The organism is Pseudoalteromonas sp. BSi20652 (genome assembly GCF_000239855.1).
In the GTDB taxonomy this organism is placed as follows: Bacteria; Pseudomonadota; Gammaproteobacteria; order Enterobacterales; family Alteromonadaceae; genus Pseudoalteromonas.
Window position 1 is genome coordinate 25,389 of the sequence record NZ_BADT01000092.1, and the last position, 23,519, is coordinate 48,907.

The following is a 23,519-nucleotide window of genomic DNA, read 5'->3' on the forward strand; positions in this document are numbered from 1 at the left end:
CATGGATGCAGAAGGTAGAGCAATGCAGGAGCAATTACCGAGAGCAACTAAATAGCGAATTTTTTGCCTAGCTATCAACACGTTTTTCCATCCTCAAAATAGATCACTTAATTAAGCGAATTGGTATAACAATCGAAAATGTTATAAAAGAAAAACAACACACTGCTGCAAACTTAATCTAGAAAGATAGACACGCCCTAGTCATTCCAACTTATCTGTATTATTTGCATGTCTTTATATTTTGATTCTGTAAAGAAAATCTGATTGTTATTACTAATAAAAAATGCGATGGGTTTAAAATCCACATGTACATCTTGTACTGTTTTATCCTCTAAATTAAGCCTAGCAACTCTTGAAATTGCATCAGAGTAGTAAAGGTAATTACCATTAATAGCAAAAACTTGTGCTTGTCGCGCGTCTTTAGGCAATTCCCAACTCTGTTTATTTGATAATTTAATTAACTGATTATTAGTAATTGCATAATTAGTACCGTCAGCGCCTGAAATTAATTTGTTGGCTTTAACATCCTCTAATATAGTTGTGTCTCGCGTTAATAAATTAAACTGAGCAAATAGATTTTCTGAACCACGCCGCTCTAAATAAATTATACTTTCATTATCTTTAGACCATACATAGCTTAGTATTTTTCGCCCTTTAAACTCAGCTATGGTATAGAGCTTGTTCGACATAACGTCAAAAAATGCAATATCGCTATTAACTCTTAATAAAACACGATCTTGCTTACTCGATACTCTTAATCCGCCAATAGCAAAGGTAGATTTCCCTTCATAAGTAAAGTTACTAAGTTGCTTTATAAGTCCATTTTGAGATAACCACAACTGACTACTGCCAGAGCGCTCGGATACAAAAATATGCGCTGGCCCTTTCTCATTACTGACTTCTGCAATGATGTAGTCGTCTTCATCACTTTTGTAGAGTGCTTCATACTCAGGAGTATCGCTAAAAAGATTAGTCGCTTTAATTAACGAAAATGTTTGTGTTTTATTTGCTGAGTAAAAAAGGCTATTAGCAGATTGAACTGCAATATAATAAGGTGAAATTGCTGGGGTAACCGTTAGTGTGCGTTTAATAATATTATTTTCATCAAACACAATGGTTGAAAGATCAGAGTCTTCAAAAACAATCACGCCTTTATCGTCTGCAAGCCAATCAAACGCGAAGCTAATTATGCTTTTCTTTGCTTTAAATAACCGCTTGGTTTCATGGGTCTCAAAGTTGTAGCTAAATACAGAAAAAGGCTTACCCTTTTGACTAAGTACATATGCTATTTTACTACCAGAATGAGATAAGCGCGGCATGATTACGCCATACATGACACCTGGTGGTGGAATCACTATGAATTCTTTTTTAAGTTCTAAATCATATTTATATAAACCTGAACCCTCATGCTCATTTTTATATTCGGTGTAATAAATATGCTCACCACTTTCGTCTACTTGCGCATAACCTGTGTATCTAAGGTCGCACTTTTTAATTAAGGTAGCCTTTCCTATAACAGGAAACTGGCTTAAATCAACGAGTACCATTTCACACTTTTGCTGCTTTAAGTTGGTCGCTTGTAACAACACAGAGTGCTGATTTAACTGCCACGATAAAATGGATACTTGAAAGCCAGGATAGGTAATTTCAACTTCCCTTTGATCAGATAGTCGTTTTACAAATGCATGCATTACGTCATTTTCAGGTTCAACATTTGTATAAGCTAAATATTGTTTATCTGAGGACATCTCAGGATGAACCTCACTGCCTATATTCCACGTGCTTGCTACCTTATTAACCGTGATCTGTTTAATCTTTTCACTAGAAGGTGCATTAATAAAAAATAATCCAAGCCATACTAGAAAGCACATACAAGCGGTGACTAATAAAAAATAAGCCAAAAACTTTTTAATGTTCTTTTTTTGAACCGGTTGCGAAATAGTTTCAGTGGCAACATCTTCATTTTTTGTCGTTATAACTGGTGAGTCAGGTAATGGATTTACTAGTTGCTCAATCTCGGTCACTTGCGTTAAGTGCTCAGGCACTACTGTTAGGCTATATCCTTTACGGTAATGCGTTTTTAAAAGCGGCGCTTTTTCAATTGGGTGGGCAAGCTGCTTTCTTAACTCTGAGATTGCTCGGTTAATCGCATTATCGTCTACAAAGCTTTGTTGCCATACGGTTTCAATAAGCGCTTGGCGGGAAACTATTTGTTGAGGCTTACTTATAAAGTGCAGTAATAACTTTACTAAAAGTGGATCTAATTCCCTTTCTAAGTTATTTGAAGTAATCACACATCGATTACTAATAAATTGCCAAGGTCCGATTTGATAATTCATAGTCTTTACGTATTTTTATTTTTGTAAACCGTATCACATCTACACGTTATTTTGTATAAAAAGCATTTAAAACCTTATATTAACAATATAAGGTTCAACCCTAACCCATTAAATTAAAACAATTAATTACCAATAAAACCTTATCTATTAATTGCTCACAACTAGATAAGCGACTCTTAATCAATTCAGCGATATTCTTTAAACCGTCATCAACAAGCAGCTTAGTAAAAAATCATTTGTGATTCTAAATTAGCTGCAATTAAAAATATAAAAGGTTTAATTATGAACAGCACAATGAAAAAAGTACTACCGGCTTTACTACTAGCAACTGCTTTTAATACTACTTCAGTTATTGCAGCTGACACTAAACAAAACACCGTTCAAAATAATTTTGAGAAATGCATGATTGGTGAAAGCATAAAGGCAATTAACCCTGTTAATCAAAAACTACAAAAAACAAACAAAATAGACGCTACTGAGTCTTTAAAAAGTAATGTTGATACGCAAACGTTACTTTCTTCAATAGATGAAAAAATATCAGCTGAGCTTGACTCGTCAATGAGCAAAATAAACTCACAAATTGATAAAAGCCTTTCAAAGGTAACATCGTCAATCACTGCTTATTTCAGCGCTGTGTTATCGAACTAAAAACAATCAAATTAAAAGTTATATTAAGGAATTATCATGAAAAAATTCACAAAAAAATTAGTATCTGCCAGCGTATTACTTAGTTGCAGCCTTTTAGCAAATACAGCACAGGCTCAAAGCTCTGTATGGCAAGTAAGCAATGGTAATGACTCACTATTTATTGGCGGTACAGTTCACATACTACCTAAAGCTGAAATGCCACTACCCGCTGAGTTTAACCATGCTTATGAACAAGCAGATACAATTATTTTAGAAGCACCGTTACCTGACCCAGCTGATACTAACGCACAAATGCAAATGTTAGGCGCGCTTTCGTATACAAATAACGAAACGTTGAGTCAAAAGCTAGAACCTCAGGTTAAAGTTTTACTTGAAAATAAGCTTAGCGAGTTTGGCGCTAACTTAGCTAAGTTAGATGGTTTTCGCCCTGCTATGGTTAGTATTGTCTTAATGTCGATGGAGCTTCAAAAGCAAAATTTAATGGGTGAAGGAGTTGATGCTTACTTTACTAAAAAAGCGACTGAAGATAACAAAACGAAAAATTACTTAGAAACAATGGAGTTTCAGTTAGAGTTATTTAAAACAATGGGTCAAGGCAACGAAAACGAGTTCATTAAACGTAACTTAGCCGAGCTTCACAACTATGGCGATATGTTTAAAGGACTTTTAGCTGCCTGGCGCAAAGGTGATATAGACACACTGAATAAAGTGGCACTTGAAAATATGCAGAAAAATGATCCGAATAGCTATAAGCAAATCATTACCGATAGAAATAATGACTGGTTACCAAAAGTAGAGGCGATGTTTAATAACGATAAAAATGAGTTTGTACTTGTTGGGGCTGCGCACCTTGCAGGCCAAGATAGCTTACTTACCTTACTTGAAAACAAGGGCTATAAAGTTTCTCTAGTTGATATTGATAGCACGGCAGATATAACAGTAAGAGGGGCTGAATAATGGATAAAACAGATAAACTAGCGATATCGCTACTGTTTCTATTTGGGTCTATCATGTTGATATGTGCTATATAAAAAATGCCGCTAACAAGCGGCTATTTTTTCATTTTAAATTTATATATAATTTAACCGCGAGGTATAAAGCCAAGTGCGTCGTATACTGATTTCAGCGTTTTTTCTGCACGTACACTTGCTTTTTCAGCACCTGATTTCATTATGTTATCAAGTAAGTTTTGATCTTCTCTGATATCTTTAAAGCGTGCTTGAATTGGCTCTATCATACTTACCACTGCATCGGCTGTATCTTTCTTTAAATGGCCATACATTTTATCTTCATACTCAGGAACTAGGTCTTCAATTGAGCGCTTAGTTGCAACACTCAATAAAGTAAGCAAGTTTGATACGCCAGGCTTTTCTGTGCGATCAAAATAAATACGTGCTTGTTCATCTGAATCAGTTACTGCTTTTTTAAGCTTTTTCACAATTTGTTTAGGCTCATCTAATAACATGATGTAACCATTTGGATTTTCATCCGACTTAGACATTTTTTTAAGTGGATCTTGCAAGCTCATTACGCGAGCACCAAACTGTGGAATGTACGGCTCTGGTAATTTAAATACGTCACCGTATAAATTATTAAAGCGTGTGGCTATATCGCGAGTCAGCTCTAAGTGTTGCTTTTGATCATCCCCTACTGGTACTTGATCAGCTTGGTATAATAAAATATCCGCAGCTTGCAATACCGGATATGAAAATAAGCCCACGTTTACGTTATTTGCATGCTTAGATGACTTGTCTTTAAACTGAGTCATTCGATTAAGCTCACCCATTTGCGCGTAACAATTTAATACCCACGCTAACTGTGCGTGCTCAGGTACTTGTGATTGTACAAATAAAGCAGATTTTTCAGGATCAATACCACATGCCGCGTAAAGAGCAATACCATCCAACACTCGAGAGCGCAATAATTCAGGCTCTTGGCGAACCGTAATAGCGTGTAAGTCTACTAACATAAAGAAACTTTCGTGGTCTTCCTGTAACTTTAGCCACTGGTTAATAGCGCCAACATAGTTGCCTATTGTCATACCACCGGTTGGCTGAATGCCGCTTAAAACTACTGGTTTACTCATGATTTTCCTTTATTTTGCTTAATTAATAATATTTAACGCTGCGTTAGAACAGGTATTATATCTAAGAAGTGATCGCATAGGTACTGTGGATTATAATCCTCAAGATTTTCACCTTGGTTATAGCCATAACTAAGTGCAATTACGTCTATATTAGCGGCTTTAGCTGCAAGTATATCGCTTTTAGAATCACCTATCATTATTGCTTTATTAGGCTCTGCATTTAGTTTTTTACAGGCAAATAGCAATGGCTCTGGCGATGGTTTTTTTGCCATGTCGTCACCGCATACAATCACATCAAAATGACTCGTTAGTGCCAGCTTATCAAGTAGTTTTTCTGTAAATATTCGAGACTTATTAGTGATTAGTGCTTTAGGCATACCACGAAGTGCTGCAAGCCCGGTTTCTACATGTTGGTACAAAACACTATACTCACCAACTTGTTGTTCATAGTGCTTATAAAACTGTAATATTGCTTTACTACTAAGTGACTCATCTAGATGTTCACTCACTTGCATATCACCACTCAAAGCGCGCTTAACAAGGACTTCAACCCCATTACCAACCCAACTTTCAACCAAGCGTTGGCTAACAATAGGAAAAGCAAAATCGCTCAAGGTTAAATTAATAGCAATATACAAGTCGTAAACGCTATCAACCAAAGTACCATCTAAATCAAATAAGGCGACATCGTACTTCATTACTTAACACTTCCAAGCTGCTCACGCATTTGATCAATCACAACTTTGTAATCTGGTTGATTAAAAATAGCTGAGCCTGCAACAAACATATCAGCGCCCGCTTGTGCTGCTGCTGCAATATTATCGACTTTAATACCGCCATCTACCTCTAAGCGAATATCTCGGCCTGATTCAATAATACGCTGTTTTGCTTGGCGTAATTTTTCAAGCGTATGAGGGATAAAGCTTTGCCCGCCAAAACCTGGGTTAACCGACATAAGTAAAATGGTATCTAGCTTATCAATAACATGGTCCAAATAACTTAGGCTTGTTGCTGGGTTAAACACTAAACCTGCTTTACAGCCGTGATCTTTTATTAACTGAATTGTACGATCGACGTGCTCACTGGCTTCTGGGTGAAAAGTAATAATTGATGCGCCCGCTTGTGCAAACAATGGAATAAGGCTGTCTACAGGCTTAACCATTAAATGTACGTCGATAGGTGCTGTAATACCGTAATCTCTGAGTGCTTTGCACACCATAGGACCAATTGTGAGATTGGGTACATAGTGATTATCCATTACATCAAAGTGAACCACGTCAGCACCCGCATCGAGTACTTTATCAACATCTTCGCCTAGTTTTGCAAAATCAGCAGACAAAATAGAAGGGGCGATTAAATATTTTTGCTCTGGGTTAAACATGATTAACTCCATCAATAAATAGTGTATTACGTTAATGTAACTTAATTGAAGATGTTACCCAAGTAATATGGCGTAATAGCCCCTATTTCAGGTAACTTTAAGTTTGATATTTAACCAATATTTGCTATGATTGAAAAAGTAATAAATTATTGGATTACATTATGCGTGCTTTTAAAACTGGGATATTAATTGCGTCGGCATTACTGCTTATCGGGGCGTTTAGCTTTGATTCAAGCTCTGAGCAAGAATTAAGCTCAGTGGGTAATTGTCATAATACACAAGTGATAAGTGCTCAAAGTACTCTAACTGCGTGTATTAAAGCTGAAGAAGAGTCATCGTGGTTTTCGTGGTTAACTGGCGATAGCCGTAGTGCTCAGTTTCATTACCTTGATTTACTGGAACTACTTACTAGTTCTGATGATTCTAAAAACGCTCCTTCTTTAAAACCTTTATTCTAAATAATGATACAATTTTTTAGCGCGTTGCAAAGCGTGCTAGCTGCATTTTTTGGTGTTCAGTCTGAAAATAAACGCCAAGTCGATTTTAAACAACACTCCCCTATCTCTATCATCCTTATTGCGATTGTACTATTTATTGCTTTTGTTATCGCAATTTACGCAGTGGTTGCTTGGGTGCTAAATACATAGCCATCAACTCGTCAACTTTATTTCTAGAGCCCCCCTTGGGACTAATAGTGCGCTTTACTTGAATTTGGTCAAGCGATGCTTGGCTATAAATTTTACGCGTCCACACGGTATCGTGATTTGAAATAAGCACAGGCGTGTTATTTTCAAATGCGGCTTGTTCTGCCAAATTAGCTAAGTTAGCCTGATCATCTAAATTAAATCCCCCTTTAGCGTAAGACGTAAAAGAAGCCGTTTTACTTAATGGTACATAAGGTGGGTCACAATAAATAACTGCATTGTTAGGCACTAACTTAAAAACGTCATCGTAATCTAAACAGGTAAAGGTTGCTTTTTGTGTCTTTTTCAGACAAAAAAATACATTTCTTTTTCAGGAAAGTAAGGCTTTTTATATTTGCCAAAAGGCACATTAAAAATACCTTTTAAATTATACCTACACAGTCCGTTGTAACCATGGCGGTTCATGTATAAAAACAAGATTGAACGTTCATATACATCACGACTTTGATTAAACTGCACACGATATTCGTAATACGCATCTGCGTGATTATTCAAATCTACAAATAACTTTTTAGCGTCACTAATCAGCTCATCTGGAGAGCTTTTAAGCTCTTTATATAAGTTAATTAAGTCTGCATTTATATCGTTGAGAATATAGTGTTTAAAGTCACTATTTAAAAACACAGAGCCTGCACCAACAAAAGGTTCAACCAACGTATCAGCATGCTTGCTAGCTTGGTTTAATCGCGCATTAATGTTTTCAACTAAGCTGTATTTTCCGCCGGCCCATTTAAGGAAAGCTCTACTTTTTTGCTGCATTGGCTCTTTACTTCAATCTGGTGTTGCGCGATTTTACACTAAAGCGTTTTGATTTACCGAGCAAGTAGTGCAATTTCTTGTTTTATTTTACTAATTTTTTTGTAAAAAGGTTTGTTTTTTAAAATACCCTCTGGCAAATTTCGCATACCTAATTTGGCATCATTCAAATTAGTAAAACTCCCCGTTGTTATTACCCACCATGTGTTATTACTTTTTTTAGTTTGATAAGTATGGGCAATATCTTGCAATGAATATTGCTTTATAAAATCATCAGCGACTTGTTGTTGAGTAACCGCTAGTAATTGAATTACCGTATTTGATTCTGGTTGCTGTTGATACCAAAAATCATCTTCATTACTTAGATCTTTGCTCACTAACGCAGAGCTTTGAGCTAAAGTATTAATTACATCTTTATCAGCTAGGCTCTGAGGTTCAGAAAGCTCTTTTACTGAAATCACGGGGTCTACATTATTGCTTACTATGCTAAGACTTTGCATTATTGATGGCACATCGTTGTGGTGTTCCTGCATTTCGGTTGGCGTATTACTTACCTCTGACGTGCTTTGCTCTTGCTTTGGGCTTGGGCTTGGGCTTGCGACACTTACTTGGCTGGCTAGAATAGCAGTGGTATTTACCTCGACTTTTTCTTGCTGATAATACTGCTGCCACCATTGGGTCATATCTGATCTATATAAAAAACCAATAATCAAAAACATTATAAGCAACATTAGTATCATTAAGTGTAGACGCCAAGATACTTTATCTTTTACGATTATATTAGCCACATGCTCATCTGCTTGCCATGAAAGTAATAAGCTAGGGTTACCATTTGCTTCAGCTAAAAACGCCTGAAAAACAGGATCCTCGTCATAAGGAAGGCTAGTGAAATACCAGCCCATTAGCTTTTTACTTTCGCTTAAAGTCAAACGCTCTAAATATATTTCAACAGCATTATTAAAAGGCAGCTTTGAAGTACAGGCAATCATAATATATAGCGTACTGGGGCTATTTTTTGAGAGTAATTCAAGCTCTATTAATATTTCTTCAGATAAATGCCGACCACCATCAAGTACCCACAAACAAGGACGAGGTTGCTGCTGTTTAAGTAATTGGTAATAATTTTCTGATAAGCTTAAGTTATGATCAACCAATGGGGCATTAAAACTTTGCTCTAATAAATCACTCATTAGCTGAGTATCTGTCATTTTTGCATTAATTTGCATAAACGCTTTATTAAAGTCGTTATATTTATCGGTTATAAAAGTTTCGAGCATATAACTTTTACCTAGCCCTGATGTGCCAAGTAAAACAATGAGGTTTTGCCCATATTCAAATTGCAGCGCGATTCTATCCACCAACGCCGCACGGCTTGGTAAAATTTGTGACTGCATTTATTGCTCGATTAAGGCTCGAACTTGATCATCAGATACATCATCAACTAATGCGCATTGACCAAATTGGGTTGGTAAGATGAACCGGATTGTACCTTTTTTATTCTTTTTGTCTTTACGCATGTGCGTTAAAAACTGCTCGCTTGTCATTACCGAAGGTATTTTAGTAGGTAAGTTATACTGAGCAATAACATCTACAATGCGTGCTACTTCAGTAGTACTTAAATCTTTGCGTGTGTGAGCAAGTTTTGCAGCTAATACCATGCCTATTGCTACTGCTTCACCATGAAGCCAAGTACCGTAGCCCATTTGCGCTTCAATTGCATGTGCAAATGTATGACCTAAATTTAAAAGAGCTCTAAGACCTTGCTCTTTTTCATCTTGTGCAACGATTAAAGCTTTAATTTCACAACATCTAAAAATAATATGTTGTAAAGATACTTCATTTAATTGCTGTAAATTTTCTACATTGTTCTCTAAATAACTAAATAATTCAGTATCATAAATCAATCCATACTTAATAACTTCAGCCATCCCCGCAGCAAACTCTCTTGCCGGTAGCGTATGCAAAGATTGGGTATCGATAAAAACAGCTTGTGGCTGATAAAACGCCCCAATCATATTTTTACCTAAAGGATGATTTACAGCTGTTTTACCACCAACAGATGAGTCAACTTGTGATAATAATGTTGTTGGTATTTGAATAAACGGTACACCACGTTGATAACACGCAGCAACAAAACCGGTTAAATCACCTACAACACCACCACCCAATGCAATTAAGCAGGTATCGCGACCGCAGTTATTTTGAAGTAAAAAAGCAGATATTTTCTCAAACCATTCTAGTGATTTAAACTGCTCACCGTCAGGGATGATAAAAAAGAGTGGATTTAATTCGTCTAATGAATCAAGCAAGCCTTGTAAATATAAAGGCGCTATTGTGTCATTAGTAATGATGATAGGCCGACAATCACCAACGTGGTGAACTAGGCGGCCATTATCTTGAAGTACAGATTCACCAATATATATAGGATAACTTCGCTCGTCCAAATTAACAGTTAATTCAAGCATGCTCAGTTTTTCCTTTATTATTAGTTTTTAAAAATCTAGTTTCTCGATGATTTGGTTAGCAACAACTTTAGCGCTTTGCTCATCAGTGCGTACAACAAAATCAGCCACTTCTTTATATAACGGTTCGCGTTCTTCTGCTAAGCGCTCTAATACATCACGAGGTGCTTCTTCAGTTTGCAGTAATGGGCGACGCTTGTCGCGTTGTGTGCGTGCAACTTGTTTTTCAATAGGTGTCTCTAGGTATACAACGATACCACGAGCCGAAAGCTTGTTTCGAACTTCTTTACTCATTACTGAACCACCACCTGTTGCAAGTACGATACCTTGCATTTCGGTTAAGTCGCCAATAACAGATTCTTCACGAAGTCTAAAGCCTTCTTCACCTTCAAGATCAAACACCCAGGCAATATCTGCACCGGTACGGCGTTCGATTTCTTGATCAGAATCAACAAATTCAAGGTGTAATTGATCGGCAATGTGACGACCAATTGTGCTTTTTCCAGCCCCCATGGGGCCAATTAGAAATATATTACGTTTCTCAGCCATATCTTTTAGTACAAACGAACTCTAAAATTTGAAATAAAACCCCGCCTAACGACCTGGCCCCAAAATTAAGGAGGGGATTATCTCAGTAATTGCAGGGGTATTTCAAGTCAATTAGAATAAAAAGCCATATAACGAGCAATTAAACTAAATAATCACCCGTTGGTTAACATAAAACCACTGTATTTTAATCAATTTGTATTTTTGGTGTCACAAAAATAAGTAATTCACGCTTTTCATTAAACTCACTTGTGGTTTTAAATAGTCTTCCTACGTAAGGAATGTCACCTAAAATTGGCACTTTGCTTGTAGTATTAATGATCTGCTGCTGGAAAATACCACCGAGTACTACGGTTTGTCCATTCTCAACTAACACTTGAGTTTGAATCTCTTGGGTATCAATAGACACCGCCTCACCTGTCCCGGTTTGAACTGTGTCGCCTCGTGTATCTTGAGTAATAATTAAATCCAAAATCACTTTGTTATCAGGTGTGATGTGCGGTGTTACTTCTAAGCTTAGTACCGCTTTTTTAAAGCTTACAGTAGTAGCACCACTTGATGCTGACTCAGTGTAAGGGATTTCAGTACCTTGCTCAATACGTGCTTTTTGCTGGTTTGCCGCAATAATCCGCGGGCTAGCAATAATCTCACCTTTATTTTCTTCTTCAAGCGCACTTAGCTCTAAATCAATTAATGTACCGTTAGCCAACTTTGCTATATGCAAACCAATACTGGCCGCAGGATTAGAAATTGGTAAATTTACGTTTAATCGATCTGAAATACCTGGCGCATTTGAAGTTGATGTCGCGTTATAAATACCTTCTGCTCCTTCAAGAGAGCCTGAAATACCAACACTACTTCCTTGGTCACTAAAGCCCCAGCGTACACCTAAGTCCTCAGTAACATTATCGCGCACAGTTACCATTCGAGATTCGATTACAACCTGCTGAACTGGAATATCAAGGGTTTCTATCATGCGACGAATGTTTTCTATACTCTTTACAGTATCTTTTACCAATAAGGTATTTGTACGTTGATCAACAGATACGCTGCCACGAGCAGTTATAATGCTATTTGTATCCGTTTTTAATAAATCAGCAAAACTTTCTGCTTTAGCATAATTCAAGCGTATATATTCACTATAAAGGGGCTCTAAATCTTCGACTTGCTGTTTAGCTTTTAAATCTTTAGCCTCACGTGCCGCAAGCTCCTCTGCTGGAGCAACCATCAAAATAGAACCATCCATGCGCTTGTCTAACCCTTTAATGCGCAGCACTACATCCAGAGCTTGATCCCAAGGAACTCCATCTAAACGCAATGTAATATTGCCAGAAACAGAGTCACTTGTTACTAAGTTAAAGTCATTATAACCCGCGATTATTTGTAGTGCAGCACGAACAGATATATCTTGAAAATTCAAGGTCATTGGACGACCTTGGTATTCTTTCCCGCCATCTAGGTAAGCGTTTTGTGTTTCATCTTTTTCTACTGTTAAAGTTAGGATGTTATCTATTTGCTGATATGTAAAAGTAAACTCAGCATTAGGTTCAATAACAACACGGCTTAGCCCGTCTTCTTTAAAAGTTTCAATATTACTTACAACGGTACCAAAATCTAGTACATCTAATTCATATAATAAGTCATCTAAAATATCAGTATGATGAAAATCTGCATAAATTTTCCCACCGCTTTCATGAACTTCAATTGCAGCTTGGGTGTCTTGTAAAAATACGAGTACTTTTGCTTCACCTTTTTCACCGCGTCTAAAATCAATTGACTGAATGCGGTTAATATAATTTCCACTTACATCGCCTGAATCCATGACTATACTTTCACTTTCGGACTCATTAAGTGGGTTATCAGATACGCGAATTGATACTAAATTATTATTAACCTGCGTTTCATAAATTTTTAATCTATCGAGGTTTATTGTTACTTTTAAACCATTATCAGTTAAAACGTTAGTAACACTACTAATTCCAGCTTGGTTCACTACAACATCATTTAAGCCAACTTCTAACTCGGCAGTATCAAAAAGCATTTCGATTCGGGCTGGACTATTAAACACCTGAACCTTTGGTTTAAGCGTTAACTCTTCATCAAAAACAAGTTGTAATTCAGTTTCACCTTTAAGTAATGGATTATAACGAACATCATAAAGTAATGGTCCCGCTGCTGCTGTATTTACAGTAACTAAAGCGATAGCAGCAAATAAAGCTCGCGAAATGCGATTAAGCCAAAGTACATCCTTATGCATGTTATTTTTACCTTTTTTATTCTTAATTTGCGCCATCAGTTGCCGCCTCTAACATTTCTAATTTAGTCAGGCGCTCTTTCCAACAACCAGACCCATCTGGGATTAATTCCACTAATTCTATATAATCATTGCTAACTACTTTTACTTTGCCATCATAGCTACCTAAATAATTACCTACAGTTACTCGATGTAGGGTTTCATCAGCCGCTGTTATTAATGCCCAAACCAGTCCGCCTGAGCCTATTGTTCCTTTCATTGCTAAGTTATCCAGCGGGTATTTTTCTAACGGTTCACGACGACGTTCTTGATCTGGGTGTAAACAGTTTTTAATCTGTGTTAGTTTATTCTGAATAATTTCAGGTTGAGGCGCTACAAATGGGCTACGCAATTGACCTGCGCTGTATTCGAAATGCTCAAACTTTGTTAACTCCGGTATCGAATCTACTTTTGGTGTTGTGCTCGCTTTTACCTGGTCAATAAATTCTTTTTGTTCAGAAGTATCATCATTACAACCACTTAATACCAAAACTATTAAAATAGGCATTACTGGAAAGAGCTTCATTTTTTCACTCCCTCTTCATAACGATACGTTTTTGCTACAACGCTAAATGTTAACTGTTTTTCACCTGATGATAAAATAGAAAAGTCATGCAGACTCACAATACGTGGCAATTGGGCAACCTTGCTTACAAATTGACCAAATTCATGGTAAGTACCCACTACTTCAATTTTAATCGGCAGCTCGGTATAAAATTCTTTTTCGACTTCAGGCAACCAACCTATTTTTAAAAAAGTTAATCCACTTGTTGTGCCAACATAAGACAAATCATCAAGTAACCCTGGTATCTCATTTGACGTTGGTAGGCGTTTTAACAATTGAGAAAACTTATCTTCCATCTCAATCATCTGCTGACGATAAATATCGAGTTTACTCGCTACTGCATATTTAGTTCTATACGTAGTCCGAAGCTCAACTTCTTTAGCAACTGCGCTATGGTAACTGTCTATCTCGTCAGAAACCAACATGCTATAGCTAAAAAACAATACCAATCCTGCAACAAACGTACAGCAAATTACTTTTACTGCAATAGGCCAGTCGCCAATATTATCAAGTTCTATTTCATTCCAGTCTATTTCGCTCAGTGCTTTAAAATCAAGGTTCATCGCTAACCTCACCAATTTTATCAAATGGTTTTACGTAAAATTCCATACTGAAATCACTGAGTAAACGCGAAGATTGATCGCCCGCAACAATATCTTGCATTGTAAGGCGCTCTAGTAAATATGAACTTTGTACTTCCCGTATCATTGCTGATAAACGATTATTTGACTCGCTGCGCCCTAATACCTGAATTTGATTACCTCTGCGCTCAAGCTTCGTTAAATAAACACCAGCAGGCACTATTTTTGTTACTTCATCCATTATTTGTGTACCCAAGTTCCGGCTACTTTGTAACTCTTCAATCAGCCTCATACGTTGTTGTAAGTTTTCTTTTCTTTTATCTAAGCTTCTTATTTCGCTTATTTTTTTATCAAGCATAGTGATTTCAGAACTGAGGTAGTTATTTTTTAAGTTTTGCCCATCTTTTAATGTGCCATAAAAAGCGCTCAGTAAGTACATGCTTGCAAAACAAATTACAACGACACCAATAAGTATGGTTACAAATTTCTTTTTTGACTCTTCGCGCTGTAACTCACGCCAAGGAAGTAGATTTATATGTGGCATGTTGAAAAGCTCCTTAAAGCGAGACCTGTAGCAATGGCAAATTGCGTTCTATGACGCTGCATTAGGTTACGGTCTACTTTTGGAGAAATCTCCATATTAGCAAAAGGCTCTGCAACGACTGAGTGAATGCCCAACTCTTCAATGAGTAACCGATCAATGCCCTTTATCATCGAAGTACCACCCGTGAGAACTATATAATCAATTTGTTCTTTACCACTGGTTGTTAAAAACATTTGCACGGCTCGACGGACTTGCTGAAGTAAAGAAGTTTGAAAAGGAGCGAGTACTTCAAAAGTATAATTTGGCGGTAAATCCCCGGATGTTTTACCTATCTCAGCCTCATCAAAGCCTTTATTATAATAACCAACAATACTATTAGTATATTGATCGCCACCAAAAACTTGGTCGCGGGTATAAATTGTTTCTCCTGCTTGAACGACACTCACAAGCATTAAAACAGCGCCAATATCAACTACCGCAACACATTTATTAAATGCATCACTAGGCAATTGTTGGTAATAAACATCCATAGCACGACTCAATGCGTAACTTTCGACATCAACTATCTTAGCTTCTAAATTTGCAGCTTCTAATGCTCCAACACGCGCCTCAACAGTTTCAGTTCGTGCAGCAGAAAGCAGAACATTCATTTTACTCGGGTCAGCCTCGTTGGTCGAAAGCCTTTCAAAATCAAGGCTCACTTCATCAAGGGGGTAAGGTATTAAACTATCTGCTTCAATTTCAATTTGTGATTCGAGTTCAGCATCGGTTAGCGATACATCCATAAAAATCACTTTAGTGATAACTGTTTGCCCTGATACAGCAACTGCTGCAGACTTTAACGATTTCGGTAATTTTCTTTTTAGTTTTGAAATTATATTACCGATCGCTTCAATATCTTGAATGTTACGCTCACTCATAGCCCCTTTTGGCATAGGCTCAATTGCAAGTGCTTCTAGTCGAAATCCTGTTTCAATTTCACGTAAAAGTACTGCCTTAATAGAGTGCGATCCAATATCAATTCCTACCATCATTGGGGATGGTTTTTGAAATAGTTGACTTAGCATGTTTGCAACTTGGCCTTTGTTTTAATAATAAACAAGTTATAATTTTTATATAAAAATATTATTCATTTTTAATCAATATATACTATCAGTCAAAACTCGCAATTGGGAGTCCATTTAGGGAAATATAAGTGATTTTATTAAAACGAACTTTACAATTTTTTATCATTTGTGTGTTAATTGGTCTGATTACTTTGGTCAGTCTTTATTATTATGTTAAATCTGATATCCCCAGCGTGCAAGTTTTAAAAGACGTGCAATTACAAACTCCTATGCAGGTATTCACTAAAGATGGGGTTTTAATTAATCAATTTGGTGAAAAACGCCGCATCCCTGTGACTATTGATGAAATTCCTCAAATGTTAATTAATGCATTTTAGCGACAGAAGACAATCGTTTTATGACCATCTAGGCATAGACCCTATTGGTATTGTGCGTTCTGCTGTTGTTCTAATCTCTACCGGCGAGAAAAAACAAGGTGCAAGTACCATTACGATGCAGCTTGCCCGTAATTTCTTTTTAACACGCGAAAAAGCATATATTCGTAAAGTAAAAGAAATATTCATCGCCTTGCACATCGAAAATATATTAACTAAAGACGAAATTTTAGAGCTTTATCTTAATAAAATAGAACTGGGAAATCGCGCATTTGGTATTGGTGCTGCAGCACAAGTATATTATGGAAAAGAGTTGAAAGATTTAACTCTCGCTCAAATGGCAATGATTGCAGGATTACCTAAAGCACCTTCAGCTTTAAACCCAATTCGCAATCCAACGCGTGCGAAAGCCCGCCGGAATGTTGTTTTAGGTCGCTTGCTAACCGAAGACTATATAACACAAGAGCAATATAACGAAGCAACTAGCCAACCTATTACCGCTTATTTTCACGGCGCTGAAATAGATCTATACGCACCGTATATTTCTGAGATGGTGCGTGCAGAAATGGTTTCGCGCTATGGGGTAGATAAAGCTTACAACTCCGGCTTTAAAATATTTACCTCTGTAGAATCAAAAGTTCAAAGAGCAGCGCAAACAGCACTTGTAAATAATTTACATAACTACGATATGCGCCATGGTTTTAGAGGTGCAACTGATGCTTTATGGAACCCTGAAACGCAGCCTGCTTTAACTGAACAACAAATATTAAGCAAACTGAAAGCGGTGAATGAACTTGGCACATTAAAAGCAGCAGTAGTGCTCAGCGTTAATGATAAAACAGCCACTGTACTACTTAAAAATGGTGTGCAAACAACGCTTACTTGGAATAACTTAAAGTGGGCACGAAAATACATTACTCGTTATCGTCAAAGTTTTGCACCTAAAAAGGCTACCGAAATTTTAACACCAGGTATGCAAATATGGGTACGCAAAAATGAGGATAACAGCTACTTATTAAGCCAAATACCAGAAGCATCAAGTGCTATTGTTTCTCTTGACCCTCACGACGGCCGAATAAAAGCTATTGTAGGTGGTTACAGTTTTGAGCAAAGCCAATATAACCGTGCAGTGCAAGCTAAACGCCAAGTAGGTTCTAATATAAAGCCTTTTATATATTCAGCAGCGCTTGAAAAAGGTTACACACTTGCCTCTATATTAAACGATGCGCCTATAAACCAATGGGACAAAAGCCAAGGTGTTGCATGGCGCCCTAAAAACAGTCCTGCTGTATATAATGGTCCTATTAGAATTCGCCGCGCTTTAGCGCAATCTAAAAACGTTGTTTCGGTGCGTTTACTTCGTGGCGTTGGGTTGCAACGCACAGCAGAACACTTACTAAAATTTGGTTTTAAAAATGACGATATAAACCGTAGTGAATCATTAGCACTCGGTAGTGCCTCTATTACTCCACTTGAACTTGCCAGAGGCATGAGCACATTTGCCAATGGCGGTCACTTAATTCAACCTTACTTTATTTCAGAAATTCAAGACCCTTATGGTGAAGTATTGTTCAAAACAAACCCGGCTATTGCTTGTGATGAAGAACTTTTTCCAATAAACAATGAATTTGTAGTACAAAATAGTGATGACGAAATAGAACAAAACCCAGTTAAATGCGCACCGAGGGTTATTTCTAAGCAAAATGCGTTTTTAATTGCTGAAGCCATGCACAGTGCTATTTGGGGTGGCGGTAGTTGGACGCATAAAACAGGCTGGACAGGCACAGGCTGGCGAGCGCAAGCATTAGAGCGCCGTGACCTTTCAGGTAAAACAGGTACGACTAACGACTCTGTGGATACCTGGTTTAGTGGTTTTAACCGAAATGTGATGACCTCTGTGTGGGTTGGTTTTGATAACCCAGGCAATTCATTAGGTCGTTCAACTTACAATAACAACCTTGATAGCACTCAAATATCAGGCGGAGAATCTGGTGCTAAAACAGCGCAGCCAGCATGGGTTGAATTTATGAAAGTAGCACTTGAAGGCACGCCCGAAGCCCCCATTGAACCACCTGAAGGACTTGTTTCTATTCGTATCGATTTAGCAACTGGTTTGCTGAGCCATAAAAACGATTATACAAGTCGCTTTGAATATTTTGATAAAGGGACAGCCCCAACAAAATATATACTTTCTCAACCTACCGACATATTTGAAGAAGATACTAAAACTGAAGAAGAACTGTTTTAATAATATGTATGTAATACAAAAACGGCAGCTTATTTAAGCTGCCGTTTTTATTTAAACCAAAGGTTTATTTTAAGTTTTGTACAAGCCAATATAAATCAGAATGCAAACCCGCAGCGGTCACTTCTTTGCCCGCTCCAGGTCCTTGAATCACTAATGCGTTATCGCTATACCATTTGCTATTAATTACAAAAATATTATCGCCAGGTGTAAGATTTGCTAATGCATCGCCATTAGACACATACGCTATTCCCACTTTAGCAATTACTTCACCTTTTGTGATTTCTAACAAGCCCGTATATCTAAGTACTGAATTTTTAGACTTTGCTGTAGCTGCATGCTCTTCAATGAACGCGTCTAGCTGTGCTTTTTTATTTAAAAAGTCATCCCAACTTCCCAGCGCAAGTTCATCAGGCATCAATGCCGATAAGCTAATATCGTCAAGCTCAAGCTGTAAACCTAGCTCTCGAGCTAAAATAAGTAGCTTACGCTGCATATCACGCCCAGATAAATCCTCTCGAGGGTCTGGCTCTGTAAATCCCATTTTCTGAGCTTCCAGTACCAACTCAGAGAATGGCCTAGTTCCATCATATTTACTGCATAACCACGAAAGCGTGCCTGAGAAAACACCTTCTATACGTATTATTTTATCGCCACTATTTTGCAAATCAGCCAAAGCAAAGTTAATAGGTAAGCCAGCGCCTACACTGGTGTTATATCGCCAATGTAAATTACGCTCTGTAATATTACTACGAAGTGCTTTATACCAAGTAGTCGGTGCTGTTCCAGCGTATTTATTAGCACTAATTAAATGACAGTCTCTATCTACAACGTCTGGATATAACAAGCTAAATTGTTCACTTGCGGTAATATCAATTACAATTTTATGCTCGTAATCGAGCTCATTTATAGCATTCAGTAAATCTGCAGATTGATAGCTATTTGCCTCATGCTGCCATTGAGTTTTCCATTGCTGCGTATTAATACCACTTGCATTAAACAGCATTTTTTTAGAGCGAACTAAACCGACTAATTTAATACTAAAGTCATCCAATAAACGCTCAAATTGTGCCGATAACTGTTTAATAAAAACGTCGCCAACGTTACCAAGCCCCACAACTATAATTGCGATTTCTTGGCCTTTATTAATTAGCTTATCGTGTAAGGCACTTTGTATATCACTATCTATAAATTGATCGGTAAGCAATAAAGCATATCCAGTATCTTGATGGACAAAACGAGGGTTTATACTGTGGAGTTTTAATAAATCTAATGCTTGTAAGCTCAATTTATTAACGTCTTGCTCAGGCGCTACAATTGCACAGCCGTTTAAATTTGACTCGCTAATATTTGCCCTACCCGCAAAAGAATTAATAACCCGATAAGTTTGTGCCGCAGGTACTACCAAATACACTTCACCATTATGGTTAAAGTGATGAAGACTATGCTGAATAAGCTGGTTAACACGTGCAACCTCACCTTCACTTAACCCTTCAACCATTAATAGGTCAACATTTTGCAACGTGGTTATAAAACGTTTTTTCTTCGCTGAACCTTCTTTTACTATATCTGTTGGACTTGCTTGCACATCAAAACTACTGCGAACAGCTAGCTTAATATCGGTGTTTTTAAGTGGCGACAGTGTTTTTGCATGTAATACAGGGTTACCCAAACGAGCCAGTAAATTAGCCTGTCCACGGCAAATTTTGCCGTATTTAATCGCTTTTTGTACCTTGCGAGGATCAGTGCTATACACTCCTTGTGTGTCAGTCCAAATACATACTTGCTTAGCATGACAATAATTTGCAAGTAGTGTTGCACTGTAGTCACTGCCATTTCGGCCAAGCGTTACAGTCTCGCCTTTGATATCTGCTGCAATAAACCCAGTAACAACATTTATTTTATTAGGCAAAATTAACTGCCCACATTGCTGCGCATTTTGCGCATGCATTAATTCGCCATCATTTAAGATAAAAAGAGTACGCGCATCTTGAGCGCATGCCTCAATATTTAGCTGCTGTAAATAAGTAGCGAGTAAACGTGCTGACCACAGTTCGCCATGTGCAAGTAACGCAGCCTCTTTTAGCTGCTCAGCTTGAGCAAGTTCTGCAATATAGCTAAGTTCGATACTTAGTGTTTTAAGTGCACTTCGTTTTAAATCGGCTTCTAATAGCTGCTCTATTAAATCACTTTGATGATTATTTAACTGCAGTAAAATATCAGCTACTGCTTGAGTATCTTGTTTTTGATAGCTTTGCCAAAGTAATACAAGCGTATCGGTTGTCTTACCCGCAGCCGATACCACCACACAATCACCCGGTTGAGTATGTGTAATTATTATTTTTGCTACGCTTTGGTATCGCTCACTTGAGCTTAAACTCGAGCCACCAAATTTATGTATACAATTAACCATATTTATACTCATTCGCTTAATTAAGTGGTCTATTTTGAGGTAAGAAAACCGTATCGATAACAAATCAAAAATTTCGTTATTTAGTTGTTATCACTAATTGCTCCTGCATAGCTCTACCTCCTGCATCCATACAGTCGTATATCAGAAATTTTTAACGAAGTTAGCGCTAGGTTTAATCCTTTAAATTGATTAGGGCGTGTTGATCTTTGTGGATTGAAATTTGTTCAATCTAGGGGCGATTAAATCGCGGCGCGAGGTTTGTAACCTAGTGGGCTAAGTAAAAACCGAGCAACAAAGAGTTAATCGTCCCTAGAAAGAACCCAAAGGGCAGCGCATGTTTGGTATTTATGCTGCGTTATCGCCTATTCATGGGGAATAACCACACTACATAGGCTCCGCCTTGCCTAAAAACCAAAACATACTGCTGCAAATTCACCCACCAAAGATCAACACGCCCTAGGTATTATTGCGGATTGGTATTATTTACCAAAGCGCCGGACGGGCTGTACTCAATTTAACGTTACCACCAGAAGTGCCTGCACCTTTGCCTGCACGGCCAACATTTTTATTTTGCCCTGGTTTTACAAGCTCAAACACTCTTTCAAAATCAGCGACTAAATCGTGTATATCTTCAATACCTACCGAAATACGAATAAGCGTATCGCCCACACCCGCTTCTAAACGTGCTGTGGCCTCCATACCTGCGTGCGTCATAGTTGCAGGGTGACAAATTAAGCTCTCTACGCCACCGAGTGACTCAGCTAAGCTAAACGTTTTAAGACTAGTCAAAAATGCCGCAGCGTCATTTATATCGCCTTTAATATCAAAACTAACCATGCCACCAAAGCCAAGTTGCTGTGCTTTAGCAAGTTCATGCTGAGGGTGTGACTCAAGACCTGGGTAGTAAACTTGGCTTACAAACACAGAGCTTTCAAGATACTTAGCTATTGCTAGCGCATTTTCTTGATGCTGCCTTAAACGCACATTTAAAGTACGTAAACCACGCAGTGTTAAATAACTATCAAAAGGGGCGCCCGTAATACCTATATTATTAGCCCACCATGCAAGCTCATCGCCTAACTCTTGTGTTGCTGTAATAACAGCGCCGCCTACTACATCTGAATGCCCATTAATATATTTAGTGGTTGAATGCACCACAATATCCACACCAAACTTAATAGGGTTTTGTAAGGCAGGAGACAAAAACGTGTTATCTGCGGCAACCAAAGCTCCGCATTGCTTAGCCACATCGGTAACCGCTTTAATATCTGTTAAACGAAGTACAGGGTTACTTGGGGTTTCTATCCAAATAAGCTTGGGCTTGATTGCTAAAATTTGTTGAAGGCTTTCTTTTTTTGTTAAATCTAATATTTCGAGCTTTAGTAGTCCGCGTTTTTGTAATGATGTAAATAAACGATAGCTGCCACCATAACAATCATGTGGGATCACTAACGTGTCGTTACTATTAAGTAGCTGAGTAGCTAAATGCACGGCAGCCATGCCTGTAGCTGTAATGATGCCGCGAGCACCACCTTCAAGCTTAGCAAGCGTCTCAGCTAAAATATCGCGATTAGGATTACCGCTACGGCCGTAGTCATACTCACGCTTAGTATCGAAGTCGGCAAACGAATAAGTCGTCGATAAGTAGATTGGCGGTACCACAGCACCATGGTGTTTATCAGCATCAACACCGTTACGTACCGCAATGGTCGCTTTATTTTTTTCGCTCATATTCGTCACCTGATTAATTTGGATGTTTAGACGTCTAAAAGAGTAAGTTATCCATTTTAATAAGTCAAAGATTTTAAAGCTCTCGATGGCTAAGAATAAAGGTAACCTTTGCTGGTTATAGGTTAAGTGTTACTAAAATCGAGCCGTTTTTATATTCCCAATCGGCTTATTAAGGAAGATTTGTATCTATTATTTGACTATCTTTTTTAAATCGATAGAATTTCATGCATATTTACACGCTTTTTATGCCGTGTAGGAAATTAATAATCTGAGGCAACGATACATCTTATGGCTAAATGGAATGGTGAGTATATTCACCCATACGCAGAACACGGGAAAAAATCAGAGCAAGTTAAAAAAATCACCGTTTCGATCCCACTAAATGTATTAAAAGTTTTAACTGACGAACGTACTCGTCGTCAAATCAATAACCTTCGCCATGCTACAAATAGTGAATTGCTATGTGAAGCATTTTTGCATGCTTTTACTGGTCAACCTTTACCAAATGACGATGACTTACGTAAAGATAACGTAGAAAAAGTGCCAGAAGAAGTTAAAAAGATAATGCAAGAAATGGGTCTGGAAGTACCAATTTTGAACGAAGAGTAATACCAATTCGCTTAAATAAGTGATCTATTTTGAGGTAAGAAAATCGTGTCGATAACAAGGCAAAATTTCGTTATTTAGTTGTTCTATATCAGAAATTTTTAACGCAGTTAGCGTCAGATTTAATTCCTCAAATTAATTGAGTATTATTGCGGATTAGTATAAATATTGAAGAATA

The 23,519-nt window shown here is 37.6% G+C and carries 19 protein-coding genes and 2 pseudogenes; 6 read left to right on the forward strand and 15 right to left on the reverse strand.

The window, feature by feature from the left end; translation table 11 throughout:
- Positions 1-197: 197 nt before the first annotated feature.
- Positions 198-2,339, reverse strand: coding sequence for a winged helix family transcriptional regulator (locus P20652_RS10370; protein WP_033017391.1), 2,142 nt, complete (start codon positions 2,337-2,339; stop codon positions 198-200).
- A gap of 282 nt (positions 2,340-2,621) precedes the next feature.
- Here P20652_RS10370 and P20652_RS10365 point away from each other — a divergent pair, with 282 nt between their 5' ends.
- Positions 2,622-2,987 carry a hypothetical protein gene (locus tag P20652_RS10365; protein ID WP_008168257.1) on the forward strand — a complete coding sequence of 122 codons (366 nt, stop codon included), beginning with the start codon at positions 2,622-2,624 and terminating at the stop codon, positions 2,985-2,987.
- A 36-nt stretch (positions 2,988-3,023) separates the two neighbouring features.
- A complete protein-coding gene (locus P20652_RS10360; RefSeq protein WP_008168259.1) occupies positions 3,024-3,944 on the forward strand; it encodes a TraB/GumN family protein in 921 nt (306 codons plus the stop codon).
- Positions 3,945-4,068: 124 nt separating this feature from the next.
- On the opposite strand, the gene trpS is transcribed toward P20652_RS10360, so the two are convergent.
- From trpS to rpe, 3 genes are read right to left on the reverse strand one after another with little or no spacing between them, the layout of a single operon-like run.
- Entirely contained in the window at positions 4,069-5,073 is a 1,005-nt protein-coding gene (trpS, locus tag P20652_RS10355; protein ID WP_008168261.1) for a tryptophan--tRNA ligase, read from the reverse strand.
- A gap of 32 nt (positions 5,074-5,105) precedes the next feature.
- Complete coding sequence (locus P20652_RS10350) at positions 5,106-5,771, reverse strand: phosphoglycolate phosphatase (protein WP_008168263.1); 666 nt, start codon at positions 5,769-5,771, stop codon at positions 5,106-5,108.
- Positions 5,771-6,454, reverse strand: coding sequence for a ribulose-phosphate 3-epimerase (gene rpe, locus P20652_RS10345; protein WP_008168265.1), 684 nt, complete (start codon positions 6,452-6,454; stop codon positions 5,771-5,773). The genes P20652_RS10350 and rpe overlap by 1 nt, the downstream gene beginning before the upstream one ends.
- A gap of 161 nt (positions 6,455-6,615) precedes the next feature.
- On the opposite strand from rpe, the gene P20652_RS10340 reads away from it, so the two are divergent.
- Together P20652_RS10340 and P20652_RS19800 are read left to right on the forward strand one after the other, a co-directional pair.
- Positions 6,616-6,912, forward strand: a complete 297-nt coding sequence (locus P20652_RS10340) for a hypothetical protein (protein WP_008168267.1) — start codon at positions 6,616-6,618, stop codon at positions 6,910-6,912.
- Positions 6,913-6,915: 3 nt separating this feature from the next.
- A complete protein-coding gene (locus P20652_RS19800) occupies positions 6,916-7,101 on the forward strand; it encodes a DUF2970 domain-containing protein (protein WP_008168269.1) in 186 nt (61 codons plus the stop codon).
- Here the strand turns inward: P20652_RS19800 and P20652_RS17930 are convergent.
- The 9 genes and pseudogenes from P20652_RS17930 to P20652_RS10300 form a co-directional block, all read right to left on the reverse strand.
- Positions 7,058-7,917 (reverse strand): annotated as a pseudogene (locus P20652_RS17930) (Dam family site-specific DNA-(adenine-N6)-methyltransferase). The gene P20652_RS19800 and the pseudogene P20652_RS17930 overlap by 44 nt on opposite strands.
- A gap of 53 nt (positions 7,918-7,970) precedes the next feature.
- On the reverse strand, positions 7,971-9,308 hold the full coding sequence (locus tag P20652_RS10335) for an SPOR domain-containing protein (protein WP_008168274.1): 1,338 nt from the start codon (positions 9,306-9,308) through the stop codon (positions 7,971-7,973).
- Positions 9,309-10,379, reverse strand: coding sequence for a 3-dehydroquinate synthase (gene aroB / locus P20652_RS10330; protein ID WP_008168276.1), 1,071 nt, complete (start codon positions 10,377-10,379; stop codon positions 9,309-9,311).
- Between the two features lie 27 nt (positions 10,380-10,406).
- Positions 10,407-10,925 carry a shikimate kinase AroK gene (gene aroK / locus P20652_RS10325; protein ID WP_006793103.1) on the reverse strand — a complete coding sequence of 173 codons (519 nt, stop codon included), beginning with the start codon at positions 10,923-10,925 and terminating at the stop codon, positions 10,407-10,409.
- Positions 10,926-11,109: 184 nt separating this feature from the next.
- Positions 11,110-13,215 carry a type IV pilus secretin PilQ gene (locus P20652_RS10320; protein ID WP_008168278.1) on the reverse strand — a complete coding sequence of 702 codons (2,106 nt, stop codon included), beginning with the start codon at positions 13,213-13,215 and terminating at the stop codon, positions 11,110-11,112.
- Positions 13,202-13,741 (reverse strand): pilus assembly protein PilP, encoded by a 540-nt coding sequence (locus P20652_RS10315; RefSeq protein WP_008168279.1) that lies wholly within the window; start codon positions 13,739-13,741, stop codon positions 13,202-13,204. Before P20652_RS10315 ends, P20652_RS10320 begins: the two co-directional genes overlap by 14 nt.
- The gene (locus tag P20652_RS10310; RefSeq protein WP_008168281.1) at positions 13,738-14,343 is read right to left on the reverse strand and encodes a type 4a pilus biogenesis protein PilO; all 606 of its coding nucleotides are present in this window, start codon (positions 14,341-14,343) and stop codon (positions 13,738-13,740) included. The genes P20652_RS10315 and P20652_RS10310 overlap by 4 nt, the downstream gene beginning before the upstream one ends.
- Positions 14,333-14,905, reverse strand: a complete 573-nt coding sequence (locus P20652_RS10305) for a PilN domain-containing protein (protein WP_008168283.1) — start codon at positions 14,903-14,905, stop codon at positions 14,333-14,335. The genes P20652_RS10310 and P20652_RS10305 overlap by 11 nt, the downstream gene beginning before the upstream one ends.
- On the reverse strand, positions 14,893-15,972 hold the full coding sequence (locus P20652_RS10300; RefSeq protein WP_008168285.1) for a pilus assembly protein PilM: 1,080 nt from the start codon (positions 15,970-15,972) through the stop codon (positions 14,893-14,895). Before P20652_RS10300 ends, P20652_RS10305 begins: the two co-directional genes overlap by 13 nt.
- A 128-nt stretch (positions 15,973-16,100) precedes the next feature.
- Here P20652_RS10300 and P20652_RS10295 point away from each other — a divergent pair.
- Positions 16,101-18,594, forward strand: a pseudogene (locus P20652_RS10295) (penicillin-binding protein 1A).
- 64 nt (positions 18,595-18,658) lie between these two features.
- Here P20652_RS10295 and metL read toward each other — a convergent pair.
- The gene (gene metL, locus P20652_RS10290; RefSeq protein WP_008168291.1) at positions 18,659-21,004 is read right to left on the reverse strand and encodes a bifunctional aspartate kinase/homoserine dehydrogenase II; all 2,346 of its coding nucleotides are present in this window, start codon (positions 21,002-21,004) and stop codon (positions 18,659-18,661) included.
- A gap of 483 nt (positions 21,005-21,487) precedes the next feature.
- Complete coding sequence (gene metB, locus P20652_RS10285; RefSeq protein WP_008168293.1) at positions 21,488-22,735, reverse strand: cystathionine gamma-synthase; 1,248 nt, start codon at positions 22,733-22,735, stop codon at positions 21,488-21,490.
- Positions 22,736-23,023: 288 nt separating this feature from the next.
- Here metB and metJ point away from each other — a divergent pair, with 288 nt between their 5' ends.
- The gene (gene metJ / locus P20652_RS10280; RefSeq protein WP_008168294.1) at positions 23,024-23,344 is read left to right on the forward strand and encodes a met regulon transcriptional regulator MetJ; all 321 of its coding nucleotides are present in this window, start codon (positions 23,024-23,026) and stop codon (positions 23,342-23,344) included.
- Positions 23,345-23,519 lie beyond the last annotated feature (175 nt).